A 13,095-nucleotide genomic window follows, 5' to 3' on the forward strand; every position below is an offset into this window, starting at 1 on the left:
CGGTTGAAGAAGGTATGGACAGGTAACGTAAACCGGAAATCTTCAATACCGATCAGGGAAGCCAATTTACGTCGCTGACATTCATAAAAATGCTTAAAGATGCTGATGTTGCCATCTCAATGGATGGCAAGGGCGCTTGGCGGGACAATGTCTTTGTTGAGCGACTGTGGCGATCCATCAAATACGAAGAGGTCTATCTGCATGCTTATGGCAATGTCCCAGAGGCAAGAAACGGTATCAGGAGATATCTGGATTTCTACAATTCCAAGCGCCCTCATTCATCGCTTGACCGCAAGACACCGGATCAGGTCTATTTCAACCACCACCCTCAACTGAATATCGCTGCATGAAAGCAGGCCGGGTCCACTTATAAAACAGCACAGAACTGTTCAAACAAACCGAGCCACCTCTCTACTACATGTCAGAGGATCTCGAAGCCCAGATCGCTAAGTTCGTCGAGTACTACAACAATCATCGCTACTACGAGAGGCTTTGCAACGTCACACCGGCAGATGCTTACTTCGAGTGCAACAAACAGATCCTGGAACGAAGGAAAACCCTCAAACAGAAAACACTGCAAAACCGACGCTTACACTACTACGCAAAAGCCGATTAACATCAACACACAAACTGGCCAAATGCTCCACTATTCAAAAGTCAATGTTGTCTAACTTCATATGATGACGGACACCAAAATCGACCTATAGTTGAAGTCCCGCACTGGCTGCTGGCAACTAGATTTAGGTTGAACGTTCGTTGTTGGTCAGCTGGTACGTGCCAGGAATGTCTAGAAGTTTGGGCAGAGGTCTCAACAGGTGGATGCAACACTTTAATTTTTGAATAAAGATGGAGTGTTCGACATGACGTATCGCCGCCGTATTTACTATTCTGCCGCACAACGAGCACAGATTTGGGATCGATGGCAGCGGGGAGAGTCGATGAGTTCGATTGGTCGTGTGTTTGACCGGCAGTCCTCCTCGGTGTTTTCTGTCATTTCCCCGACCGGAGGCCTCCGCCCTGCCGATCGGCATCGTGGTAAGCTGGCGCTGAGTTTGAAAGAGCGTGAAGAGATATCGCGTGGTCTCAGCATCAACGCATCTTTACGATCTATAGCCCGCCAGTTGAGCCGCACTCCGTCTACGATCAGTCGCGAGGTACAGCGCAACGGAGGTCGGGTTACTTATCGCGCAGCAGCGGCTGATCAGGCTGCCTGGGACCGCGCTCTACGGCCCAAGACATGCAAACTTGCTTGTCATCCTTCATTGAGCCACGCAGTATCGGAGAAACTGTGCAGCAAGTGGTCTCCAGAACAGATTGCCGGCTGGCTCAAACGTAGCTTTCCAGGAGACGTAACCAAGCAGGTGTCCCACGAGACGATATATCGAAGCCTTTACATACAGGCTCGCGGCGTATTGAAGAAAGAACTGCTGGACCACCTGCGTGCTAAACGCACGATACGCCGATCCAGACACGCAAGCCTCAAACGAAATAGTCTAGGCCAAATTAAGGATGCCGTTTCGATCAGCAAAAGGCCCGCTTGCGTCGAAGACCGTGCAATACCGGGGCATTGGGAAGGTGATCTGATCGGAGGATCCAAGAATAGCTATATCGCCACTCTTGTTGAGCGGCAAACACGCTATGTCATGTTGATCAAGGTTGCCAACAAAGACACGAGCAGTGTTATCTCCGGGTTGATCAAACACACCCACAAATTGCCAAAAGAGCTTTACAAATCCTTGACTTGGGATCGAKGCAAGGAGATGGCAGATCATCTAAGCCTGACATTAGTAACGGATGTTGCTGTATACTTCTGCGACCCACATTCACCGTGGCAACGCGGATCAAACGAAAACACGAACCGCTTGCTGCGGCAGTATTTGCCCCGAGGCACTGACTTATCTGTACACACGCAGCCTGAACTTGATGCAATCGCAAGACAACTCAACGAACGACCACGCAAGACCTTGCAATATCAAACTCCAGCTGAGAAGTTATCACAGTGTGTTGCCGCGACCAGTTGAATCCACCACCCGTCGCTGCCATTCAGGCCGTTCAATCAAGGGCTGAGTACAGTTTAGATAAGTGTTGCGTGATCTCTGAAACGAAATTTCTTTAAAATCCGCCCTCAAAAGAACGCAATACTATCTCTACTTTTGAACGCGATCAAATATCGTGGGGATTATCCGTTCGAAGTCAGTTTGCGATATAGTTTCTATGGCGTCCAATCGCTGTTTTCTTTTAACTTCTCATAAAGAGCGGATTGTTTTTGTTGGGCTTCAGACAATTCTTGTAGTGTGAGCTTCTTCAAGACCCTATCTCGAGCACGTGCCGCTAACTCAAACCCTCTCTTGTGAGCTACCATAGAATACCAGATATATGCTTGTGAATAGTTTCTATCGATACCTACACCTTTTTCGTAACTGTCTCCGAGAGAAAATTGTGCTCTGGCATAACCTTGCTCAGAAGCAAGTTTGTACCATTTTACCGCTTCAGCATCATCTTGTGGTGCACCCATTCCTCGGGAGAGCATGACACCGAGATTATGTTGTGCCTTGGCAACGCCCTGCTCAGCGGCGAGCGTGATCAACTTCGCAGCCTCCACATAGTCTCTTGGTACGCCTTCTCCTTTGAGGTGCATGTACCCGAGATAACTCTGAGCTGCGGCATGGTCCTGCCGAGCGGCGAGCCTGTACCACTTTACTGCCTCTGCATTATTCAGTTCTACGCCTTGGCCATTGTCGTACATAGCGCCCAGATAGGTTTGAGCGGCAGCATGGCCCTGCTTGGCAGCGAGCCCGTACCATTTTACAGCCTCCGTATAATCCTTTGGTATGCCATCTCCATCACCGTGCGCACGGCCAAGTTTATATTGAGCTTCAGCGTCGCCTTTTCCAGCGGCTCGAACTATAGATTGAAAGTATTCACCACTGAGCTTTTGTTTGACAATGACTTCATCTTGTTGGGCTTGCGCTAAATCTTTCCGGTTGAGCTTCCTTGCGGCCAGATCTCTCGCTTTTTCCGCCTTCACAAACCCATTTGCGGCTGCAATAGAATACCAGACATATGCTGGTATATAGCTTTGAGCGACGCCGTAGCCCTTCGCATACATACCACCGTAATTATATTGCGCCCTTGTATGGCCTTGTTCGGCGGCGGACTGATACCATTCGATCGCCTCTTCATAATTTTGAGCAACGCCTTGTCCATTGGCGTACAGCTCTCCGAGATTATTTTGTGCCTGAGAATGGCCCAGCATAGCAGCGTGCTTGTACCATTTTGCTGCCTCTTCATAGTTTTGCACTACACCTTGCCCAATGGCATACATATATCCAAGATTATATCGCGCTGAGGTGTGACCCCGTTCAGCAGCCAGCTTGTACCATTTTGCCGCCGCCTCATAGCTTTGAGTGACGCCTCGGCCATTCTTATACAAATCTCCAAGATAATTTTGTGCTTGCCATTGCCCTTGCTCAGCGGCGAGTTTGTACCATTCAGCTGCCTTTGCATAACTCTGAGCGACCCCTTGGCCACTGGTGTAACTGACTCCGAGATTGTACTGTGCAAAGGCGTAGCCCTGCTCAGCGGCAAGTTTGTACCATTTTGCCGCTTCCGCATAATTGCGTGGTACACCTGCACCAATGACGTACATAAACCCGAGATTATATTGCGCAATGGGATCACCTTGCTCAACAGCCAGTTTGTACCATTTCAGAGCCTCAGCAAAATCCTGCTGTACGCCTTGCGCATTTTTGTGCATGTCTCCAAGATTATTTTGGGCTGTGACATGACCTTGCTCAGCGGCGACCTTAAACCACTTTAGAGCCTCCACATAACTCTGTGGCACGCCTTGCCCGGTGAAATACATAGCGCCTAGACTATTTTGCGCATCGGCATTGCCCAGTTTAGCGGCGAGCTTGTACCATTTTAGAGCTTCTACAAGATTTTGTGGTACGCCCATTCCGTTTTCATGGATGTACCCGAGATTATATTGCGCGTCGCTGTCACCTTGCTCAACTGCGGCCCTGAACCATTTCTCCGCCTCAGTGTAACTCTGTGCTACGTTGTCTCCTTCATCATAGGCGACCCCAAGTTTATACTGCGCTGCGGCATCACCTTTTTCTGCGCTTTGAGTAATAGATTGAAAATCTTCACTATAAGCAGGAAGAATCTCCGAAAATGACGTGGCCATAACAAAGGCCCATAAGCTTATTTTGGTAAACAGCGATGACATACTTTTCTTCTAAATCTAATATGGAATATACAGAACATTGATTAGTAGAGATATTTAATGCTCACAACTGTTGGAGAGTAATAAAGTCTCATACTCAGTAATAATGATTCATACTAAAGAATATAGTATCATACTGACGAGAAATTGGTGGACTTTGCTGCCATTCGCTGACTGTGTGAAATGAGGTAAGCGAGAGCTTGTTGCCAGCAACGAGGGCCACTAGCCGCCGTTGGGGCGTTTTTAGCAAGGGTTGAACCAGTTCCACCAAGAAGCTTCTTCAGTAGCTTCTGTAAACGATCTGTAACTACTCAAACGGCCCCTTTGCTGACATTCAGCCCACTTCAAAATCTACTTACTCGCCTCCCGAAAGTTGACATTGGTCGATGGCGCAGCATTTTGGGTTCGTAAGTGACTGTGAAGCGGGACAGATAGCTAACGTTCGCATCATACTTTCCAATAAGCGTTTTAGAGACCGAACGCCCCGAACAGTACGGCCTCCAATTTTCACACATTTTTGGATGTTTTCTACTTTTTAGAACTAGGGGCGGAGCCTCGGCTAACAAGGATCCGCCGGTTGGAAGATTTTATTGATCACCTGATACCCACAGCGCCAGTTTACCCTTCACATGTCCTGTCTCCAGCTTTTCATGCGCACGAACCACATCGCCCAATTCGAAAAACTCGGTATGAGGAAGGCTCAACTCGCCAGCCTCAACCAAATTAACGATTTCCCGAATTTCCGCGCCGAAACTCGCATCGTCGACAAAAGCCAAAATTTTCTCGACACCGCGTTCTTTCGCTTCAGCGATTTGAGCTTCGACATCTCCGTCATCCGTCAATGTTGCGATATTAACGAGCCGACCGCCTCGCTTTAACAAGGCCACAGGATCAGCAAGCGAGTCGGCGCTTATGGTGTCGACGATCAAATTCAAGCCATTTGGAGCCCATTTGGAAATTTCGTCGCTAATACTTTGAGTTTTGTAGTCAATCGGGAAATCGGCTCCCAGGGACTTAACATAGTCCAAATTGGCGCCACTGCAGGTGGTGGCTACCTCTGCGCCAGCCCATTTTGCCAATTGAACGGCAAAACTGCCCACACCACCGGAAGCACCATTGATGAGTATCTTCTTGCTCTCACCCTTCCTGAGCGCACCTTTTTCAGCCCCGAACAGTGCCTGCCAGGCCGTCACACCTGCAGTCGGAATGGTCGATGCAGATTCCAAGGTCATATCTGCAGGGATCAGCGCAACCCGGCACTTATCGACCACAAGGTACTCTGCATAGGACCCAGGTTTCCCCGCAGAAAACATATTGGTTGCGGAAGCAACTCTATCGCCCTCAGAGAACTCGGTGACGTTTTTGCCTGTCGCCACCACGACACCCGAAGCGTCCACCCCGAGAACCAAAGGGAACTTGGCGTTTGGCATCGCCGAGGCGAGGTGTCCTTCTCGCATTTTCCAATCTGCCGGATTGACCCCCGCGTAGGCCACTTTGATCAGCACGTCGTCGGCTTCAAGGTCTGGAATGGGGAGTTGCGCGATTTCGAACATTGCTGCACCGCCCCATTGCTTAATTACTGCTGCTGTCATTGATTTTGTCATGTGTCTCTCCGAACATTATTTATCTCGATCCCCAAGGGGATTGGTTTCAATCAACTGAATTTTCAATTGAGTCTGTGATTGCGCCAAGGGTCCGCTGGTGATCACGTCGAACTAGCGGTTCTTTCCTTGGCGCATTGTGACGGTTACCTGTCAGAACCGCATCAACCACTCGGCCAGAGCCTTGCCGATTTCATCGGGATAGTCCTCTTGAACGAAATGCCCCCCTTGGCCAAGAAACACCGTCTCAAGGTTATTCAGGTTCTTCTGCAAATACTCGGCTTGGGCCATCGGAAGTATCGCGCCTGGATCGACGTGGAACATCAATTTCGGCAGATCACTGGCCAGCAACCACGCGTTATTTGCCGTCGCCACCTCATAGACATCTGCCGGTTCGCCAGCGATTGGAATTTCGCGTGGCCAGTCCAACAATATTTTCCGGCTCTCGGCTGTTGGGTAATAGCGGTTATACTCTGCCATAACTTCATCCGAGAGCGGTCCATTCGGGCTGCCGTATCGCATAAATTGATCCAGTAAAATGTTCTGGTTCATGATCATTTCTTCGCCAACACCGGGCGTGTTCACATTGTGTACGAATTCCGCGAAATCGCCCAGTGACTCGTAGCTTTCGTAGGGAATAAAGCCCGGTGTCATCGCCTCCATAAAGGCAATTGCGGACACACGTTCGGGACGCGTGCGCGCATAGTGCCAGCCCAGACCTGACCCCCAATCATGGATCACCAACACGGCATCCTTCAAATCCAGAGCGTCAAGAAAGGTGAACATATATTCCGCGCTGTCGGCATAGGTATTTTCAAGTACTGGCTTGTCGCTATCGCCCATTCCGATCAGATCAGGTGCAATCACGCGGTGTGTGGCTGACAGGTGCGGGATGATGTTGCGCCAAAGATAAGAAGAGGCAGGGTTGCCGTGCAAAAAGACAACGGGGCGCCCTTCGCCCTCATCAACATAAGCGATCTTCTGGCCCAGCACTGTCATATAACTTTTGTCCTGCGCTTGATGAGTGTCCGCGAATGCGGGCAGCGGCATTACGGATGCGGCTGTAACCAAGGCGGCAAATTTTAGTAAGGTTCTGCGTTTCATAGATATCTCCAGTTTTCTGTTGAGCAATATCTATGTTTCAATTACCTCTTTATAAATTGCATAATTTCGAACACGGTGTTTGCCTGATGAAACATAGGGGATGCGAAATGCGGTCCATCGACTGGGAAATGATGCCTTTTTTTCTGGCTGTGGCGCGCAAGGGAAGCCTGCGCGCTGGGGCTGAGATGCTGAACGCCAATCATGTTACGGTGAACCGCAACATCAAGGTATTGGAAGCCAGCTATGGCGTTCAGCTTTTTACCCGTTCTCGCCGCGGTTTTGAGTTAACCGAAGCGGGAGAGGCTCTTTTGCCAATGGCGGAAGAAGCCGAGCAGGTATTTCTTGGAGCGCGTCGCCGGGTCGAAGGCTTGGATAGAACCGAAACTGGAACGATTAAATTTTCTCTGCCGCCTGCTATGGCCCTTGATGTCGTCGCGCCGATACTGGCGCGGTTTCATCAGGCCTATCCAGGCATCGATGTGGAACTGCGATTGACCAACGCGCAAGAGGATATCAATCAAGCGGAAACGGATGTCTCTCTTCGAGCGGCATATGAGGTAACCGATGACGTCACCGCGCGCAAACTTTACCCCATGGCAATCGGGATCTACGCCAATCAACAGTATATTGATGAGGTTTTACCCACTGCCGGACCCGAGGGTGCCGGATTGAGTTGGGTTGGTTGGACGAAATCACGTGAAAATCCGGCGTGGCTGAAGCAATCTCAATTTCCTGCCGCCGATATTCGCTACTCCTCAAGCGAAACATATATGCACATTAGCCTTCTAAGGCAGGGATGTGGAATGTCATTTCTGCCTGTTGTTTTTGAACATATTTTCCCCGATTTGCGCCAAGTGCCAAATACCGAGATTGAATTTGATCGCACCTTATTCATCTTGCTGCACTCAGAATTGCGACGAACGGTTCGGGTTCGCAGGTTCGTGGATTTTTTGGCGGATGGCCTTGGTGAACTGAAGCCCAAGATGCAAGGCGCACTTTATCAGAAGTAGACCAAGCGCTACGAACCTGAAAACGGCAATCAAATCTTTGCCAATGACCGGCCTGTACGATGGCCAAAGTGCAGCTTCGGGTAACAGGTCTCAAACCCGACCTTGGATGCGGCGTATCACTTTATGATACAGGCCCAACTGGACCGAGCGTGCACATTTAGGCGTTACGAACAACAACAAGGGAACATTGAATCTCATTCACCCAAGTTTGGTGATTTTGAACTGGTAAGATGCGGACTTTGCTGACGTTCAATGCACTGCGAAAAATCCGGCCAGTGAGAGGCCGTTGCTAGCGTCGAGGGCCAGGAGCTGCCGTTCGACGACTTCTATCTGTCCCGACCTGCATTTATAATCCGCTCGACCTGCAAACATCGCGATTTTGAGCCCGAATTAAATGCGTCTATCTGAGAGCTCAAACCCAGATTATTTGCGAATGAGCTCACGCTGTTTGCAACCAGCCTGCAATCATGAGCTCGAACCCACATTAATTGCGAACAACGAAAACAGAATTTATGATCAGTGATTTATACCTCATAGATAACCTAATTAAGCGGACTACCTTAACTGGTCCGGATTGGAAATCATCCAGAAACACGTTTTCTTCAGCACAATCTATACGATGATTTCTAAACAGGGTAAGCAGACAATATTGTTCAATGAAATCAGTGCGAATTTTCGAGTTTCCTGACCATCTGCCAAACCACCGTTTGCTATACGGTCCAAAGACAGCTCGGAGCCCATTTGGTCAGATGCCGCGCTCTCGATCAACGGCAGCTATTCGTTACGCAGTGACCTTTGTTGACGGTCTCTCTCTTAACAAGAAGGCTAACAATGCTGCCCCAACAGCCAACCAGATCGAACCGATCCAAACCAGGTTGTAGCTTGCCGTTGCGGTAAAAACGTAACCTCCGATGAACGCCCCCAATGCTCCACCAATAGCATGTCCGGCTGATATCAGGCCCATAGCCAAGCCCATCATTTTGATCCCGACATGGCTTGCCACCAAGCTGGCGGTCACAGGCACAGTCGAATAATCCACTGCCCCGAACAAAATAGCGAACAAGAACAGCATTTCGATAGACATGCCAGGAAGACCGCTGAGTAGGATAAATGTCAGCGCACGAAGGAGGTAAATAGCCGCCAGAAGCATCGAACGATTGACCTGATCCGTGAGCCAACCGGCTGCGATCATCCCGACAAGGTTGACCAGAGACAGCACACCATATGCCGTAGCACTTGGGATTGGCGGAAACCCGCAGAACGATGCAAACGGCAGCAGGTGGGTTTCGATCACGCCCGTCGTGGTGAAACCACAAATCAAAAAGCTCCAGAACAGCAGGTGAAACGCGGGTTGGCGCATAATTACCGCAAGGTCCTGGCGAAGAGTTGAGGTTTTTTCGCCCGACTCGTTCTCTCCATGTTGTGGGGTGTCCGCGCGCATACTCATTCGGATACAAGGGATCAGGGCAAGACTGCTGAGTGACAGGACACCAAAACTCCAACGCCAGCTTGCGAAGGCCAGCAAGGCGGCGATCAGTGGCACGATCAGAAACTGCCCGCCCGTCGCGCCGGACGTCCCGATCCCTGTAGCTAACCCTTGGTTTTCAGAGAAATTGCGGGTGACAGCGGTTGCTACAACATGGGTGGCAACGATGCCAAAACCCATGGCGCTGAAACCGGCAAACCCGATAACAAACATCAGCTTTCCATTCATCATGGCGACCATTGCGCAGCCAATACCCAGCAAGCCCATGCCAAGGTTGAGTGTGAATTGTGATCCGCGACGATCCACAAGACGTCCGGCAAAGGGGGCAACGATAGCCATAGTTACGAGTGCCGCCGCACCCACACCGGAGATGTAGCTGCTGCTCCAGCTAAATTCTGTTTGCCAAACCGGCATGATTAGCCCAAGGGCGGCGCGGCTTGAAAATGCCAGTGAAAGTGCCAGGAAGCCGAAGAGAACGACGGTCCAGTTTTGGCGCGATGGTGTAATGTTGGTCGTGGACATGAACGCCTCCTTGTTCTGCTGAAATGCCATGAGCACAGAGAAATGCATAACGAGAAACTGGCTAATTCACTTTAGCTGAGCTAAAGTTATTTATGGCTATTCGCATTCAGGATCTCTACACTTTTCACGTCGTCGCGCGGACGGGCGCAATGCAAGATGCAGCGCATGAACTCAGCGTCACCCCCGGCGCAATAAGTCAAAGAATACGCGCGGTTGAAGAGCGCTACGGCTTGCGGCTCTTTACCCGCAGTAAGAACGGCATCGCGCTGACCGAAGCCGGGCTTGCCCTCCAGTCGGATGTCAGTGCCGCATTTTCCCAGATCGAAAATGCGAATGAAAAGCACTTCACAAGCTGGAAAAATATTGTGCGGATCAGCTCATCTGCGACGTTTGCGCATTCCCACCTCGTCAGTTCCCTTGGGCGATTTGCAGATGCCTATTCCACAATCAAAGTATCCGTTGAGTTAGAGGATCGTCTGGTTGATCTCAAGACGGAGCCAGTCGATCTGGCAATCCGCCATGGGCTGGGCCGATATGCGGGCGTGCGTTCTGAATGGCTTTGTTCGCCAGAATTAATTCTGGTTGCCAGTCCTGCACTACTTGGCAAGCACGGTCCTCTCGATACCCCTAACGACTGCCTCCGGTACAAATTACTTCCTGAGGCGACGGGAAAAGACTGGTTGAAATGGTTTAAAGCCCATGGAGTCGATGCGAAAGGGGCTACCTATGGCACGACATACGGCAACGATTTTCTAACCGTGAAAGCGGCTGTTGAAGGTCAGGGCCTCGCCTTGCTAAACGATATTTATGTGAAGGAGGCATTGGCGACGGGCCGATTGGTTCGCGCCTTGGATAGCGCTTGGCCAACAGCCTTTGCCTACTACGCCGTCGCACTCGAGGAAACTTTTGAAAGACCATCTGTGTCAGCGCTCGTAAATTGGCTGAAACAGGAGCTAGGTTAATCGCTTACCATGTGAAGCTGCCATTGGCGCAGCCGCGGCGAAGGTCCGATTTGCCCGCTCTGCTACCGTTCGCAATTAATGTGGGTTCGGACTTATGATTGCAGGCTGGTTGCAAACAATGTGGGCTCATTCGCAAATAATATGGGTTTGAGCCCTCAGATAAAGTCATTTAATTCGGGTTCAAAATGAGGATGTTTGCAAGCCGAACGGATTATAAATGCAGGTTAGTACATCTATCAAGGGTTGCGCAAGGCTTTGCAGATGAGACTACGGTCTCTTTCTGAAGAGCTCTTCTCAGCATATGATTATGTGAAGCGCCCGATAAGATAAGGGGCATTTTGAGCCCAAAGCGGCTCTGGAATGGAGTTGTCCCCGTTGTCCCCCTCAGATATATCGTTGAGGTTTTTGCATCTATCTAGGGCAAATAGAAGCACGAAATCTGATCTCGACCATGTGTAAAAAAGTATAATGTTTTCATTGGATTAAATGCGGAACCGTATCAGTAAGAAAACACTAACCAAATGTTAACGCGCTCTTTTCAATGTATTTTTCCAATAAAAATCTATTTATAATTTGAAAACTGAAATTTTTAAATGAGACCTATTCGAATAAAATATAGTGCAATTTAACAATACTAATATCTATGGGCATATTTCTATTGGTAACGAAGTAATATTGAATACATTTATTTATTGTTATGAAAATAGTTAGCCTCTTTTAGATGATGGGTAATAGCTTCACCTTATAAATCAGGTGAATATTTCGTAAGGTAAGATTGTTGGAGGCATTATATGTAGGGGCGTATAAAATGAACTCATTGACTGTTGCACTAGAATTTATTGAATCTGTTAATAATGAAGAGACACCTGATCTTGTTTCTAAGTGTCTTGCTGAACTTGGTCAGTCTTTTGGCTTTACAAGTTTTTGCCTTGCTGCGATCCCCGAAGCTAACGCATCCTTTGATGGGGCTATTATGTTGAGTGGTTGGCAGCCTGAATGGCAACAACGTTATCTCGACCGTGATTACGTACAAAACGATCCGATTGTCGCGAAAGCGCGTACTGCTAATCGTCCATTCCTTTGGTCCAGCGTTGCTCGTGATAGCAATCTTTCTGCAGCTGCACAGCAAGTTCTGTCAGAAGCGCGCGATTACGGAATGTATGACGGAGTGTGTGTGCCAGTGCGTGGCCTGCAGAACTATCAAGGCATGCTGACTTTTGGTGGACCAGAAGTTAGACTGAATGAACGCGAAATCAGTGTTCTTCATCTGGTTGGTATTTATGCGAATAATAAAGTGCGAGAACTAGCTGGTTCAAACATCAGTCGTCCTCGTCATCGCATTACTCCTCGTGAACTTGAGTGTCTGAAGTGGGCGGCTGCAGGCAAGACAAGTTGGGAGATCAGTCAGATCCTAAACATCTCTCAGCATACTGCGGACTGGTATCTGGCTTCGGCTGCCAGAAAGTTGCATGCTTCGAACAGAACGCACGCGGTAGCTGAGGGTTTTCGGTTCGGCCTTATTCAATAAGTCTAAACGACACTTACTTATGCTCTCGGCAGGGTTCGCACCGCGCTTCCTGCTGTTTGCACTTTTACGGCATCCCGATTGTCCCAATTCAACCGATCTGTAAGGTGCAGCTACTCACGAGGCGATTAAGGCGTTGACTGTAAGCTTTTCTTTGAGTGCTTCGTAAGTGGCCGATGAAGGTTGTAAAGTAGCTCCCGCTGGTCGAGTTTTGTCTCCAGATCAACGTCCCCCTTGCAGCTGAGAAGTTTGCCGAATGTGTTGCAACGATTAGTTGAGCCCACCAGACTTTACTTCCATTCACTGCACTGCGTGAACTGAGGTAAGTGAGAGGCTGTTGCCAGCATCATGGGCCAACAGCGGACATTCGGGCGTTTCAAGCAGTGGTTGAGCTAACTCACCCAGAAGCGTCTTTAGCTATCTTCATGAAGTGCCTGCAATTCTCTAAACAGCCATTCAGGTAGCCTGCCGTTCGGCCTAATTTTCACTCCTGTCGTCGTGATCATGGGCCAAAACACTCCCTTACTCAAATCAACCGATCTGTCCATAAGGCTTCGATGGGGAACAAACTTGTATTAATCTACAATGAGAAAAGTCAATGTCTTGCAGAGTGCCTTTACGGTTAGCGGAGCCATGACTTATTAACGCTATCTCTGG

General features: G+C 49.3%; 9 protein-coding genes and 1 pseudogene. 6 read left to right on the forward strand and 4 right to left on the reverse strand.

The features are described from left to right. Window positions 1–29 precede the first annotated feature (29 nt). From DHN43_RS16075 to DHN43_RS16085, 3 genes and pseudogenes are all read left to right on the forward strand, one after another. Window positions 30–350: pseudogene (locus DHN43_RS16075) on the forward strand (transposase); the annotation flags it as partial. Between the two features lie 68 nt (window positions 351–418). After that, complete coding sequence (locus DHN43_RS16080; RefSeq protein ID WP_108819272.1) at window positions 419–616, forward strand: hypothetical protein; 198 nt, start codon at window positions 419–421, stop codon at window positions 614–616. 244 nt (window positions 617–860) lie between these two features. Beyond that, a complete protein-coding gene (locus tag DHN43_RS16085) occupies window positions 861–2,021 on the forward strand; it encodes an IS30 family transposase (protein ID WP_108819273.1) in 1,161 nt (386 codons plus the stop codon). Window positions 2,022–2,212: 191 nt separating this feature from the next. Here the strand turns inward: DHN43_RS16085 and DHN43_RS16090 are convergent, their stop codons facing one another. The 3 genes from DHN43_RS16090 to DHN43_RS16100 all read right to left on the reverse strand — a co-directional run bounded on the left by DHN43_RS16090 (window position 2,213) and on the right by DHN43_RS16100 (window position 6,933). Next, a complete protein-coding gene (locus DHN43_RS16090; RefSeq protein WP_108819274.1) occupies window positions 2,213–4,231 on the reverse strand; it encodes a tetratricopeptide repeat protein in 2,019 nt (672 codons plus the stop codon). Between the two features lie 584 nt (window positions 4,232–4,815). Then, window positions 4,816–5,832 carry an NADP-dependent oxidoreductase gene (locus tag DHN43_RS16095; protein ID WP_108819275.1) on the reverse strand — a complete coding sequence of 339 codons (1,017 nt, stop codon included), beginning with the start codon at window positions 5,830–5,832 and terminating at the stop codon, window positions 4,816–4,818. A 150-nt stretch (window positions 5,833–5,982) separates the two neighbouring features. Then, window positions 5,983–6,933 carry a haloalkane dehalogenase gene (locus tag DHN43_RS16100; RefSeq protein ID WP_108819276.1) on the reverse strand — a complete coding sequence of 317 codons (951 nt, stop codon included), beginning with the start codon at window positions 6,931–6,933 and terminating at the stop codon, window positions 5,983–5,985. 107 nt (window positions 6,934–7,040) lie between these two features. Between DHN43_RS16100 and DHN43_RS16105 the strand changes: the two genes are divergently transcribed. Then, window positions 7,041–7,943: a LysR family transcriptional regulator gene (locus tag DHN43_RS16105; RefSeq protein ID WP_108819277.1), complete on the forward strand. Its 903-nt coding sequence runs from the start codon at window positions 7,041–7,043 to the stop codon at window positions 7,941–7,943. 781 nt (window positions 7,944–8,724) lie between these two features. Here DHN43_RS16105 and DHN43_RS16110 read toward each other — a convergent pair. After that, on the reverse strand, window positions 8,725–9,951 hold the full coding sequence (locus DHN43_RS16110) for an MFS transporter (RefSeq protein WP_108819479.1): 1,227 nt from the start codon (window positions 9,949–9,951) through the stop codon (window positions 8,725–8,727). Between the two features lie 92 nt (window positions 9,952–10,043). Between DHN43_RS16110 and DHN43_RS16115 the strand changes: the two genes are divergently transcribed. Both DHN43_RS16115 and DHN43_RS16120 read left to right on the forward strand, forming a co-directional pair. After that, window positions 10,044–10,913, forward strand: a complete 870-nt coding sequence (locus tag DHN43_RS16115) for a LysR substrate-binding domain-containing protein (RefSeq protein WP_108819278.1) — start codon at window positions 10,044–10,046, stop codon at window positions 10,911–10,913. An 808-nt stretch (window positions 10,914–11,721) separates the two neighbouring features. Continuing rightward, entirely contained in the window at window positions 11,722–12,441 is a 720-nt protein-coding gene (locus tag DHN43_RS16120) for a LuxR family transcriptional regulator (protein WP_108819279.1), read from the forward strand. The last annotated feature ends 654 nt before the right edge of the window (window positions 12,442–13,095 follow it).

This window comes from Pseudovibrio sp. Alg231-02 (assembly GCF_900143565.1).
GTDB lineage: Bacteria > Pseudomonadota > Alphaproteobacteria > Rhizobiales > Stappiaceae > Pseudovibrio.

What these genes read in the sequence shown, in the direction of transcription:
- DHN43_RS16100 (WP_108819276.1), bottom strand. Translation starts at nt 6,933, where the DNA reads ATGAAACGCAGAACCTTACTAAAATTTGCCGCCTTGGTTACAGCCGCA.
- DHN43_RS16105 (WP_108819277.1), top strand. Translation starts at nt 7,041, where the DNA reads ATGCGGTCCATCGACTGGGAAATGATGCCTTTTTTTCTGGCTGTGGCG.
- DHN43_RS16110 (WP_108819479.1), bottom strand. Translation starts at nt 9,951, where the DNA reads ATGTCCACGACCAACATTACACCATCGCGCCAAAACTGGACCGTCGTT.
- DHN43_RS16120 (WP_108819279.1), top strand. Translation starts at nt 11,722, where the DNA reads ATGAACTCATTGACTGTTGCACTAGAATTTATTGAATCTGTTAATAAT.
- DHN43_RS16080 (WP_108819272.1), top strand. Translation starts at nt 419, where the DNA reads ATGTCAGAGGATCTCGAAGCCCAGATCGCTAAGTTCGTCGAGTACTAC.
- DHN43_RS16115 (WP_108819278.1), top strand. Translation starts at nt 10,044, where the DNA reads ATGGCTATTCGCATTCAGGATCTCTACACTTTTCACGTCGTCGCGCGG.
- DHN43_RS16090 (WP_108819274.1), bottom strand. Translation starts at nt 4,231, where the DNA reads ATGTCATCGCTGTTTACCAAAATAAGCTTATGGGCCTTTGTTATGGCC.
- DHN43_RS16095 (WP_108819275.1), bottom strand. Translation starts at nt 5,832, where the DNA reads ATGACAAAATCAATGACAGCAGCAGTAATTAAGCAATGGGGCGGTGCA.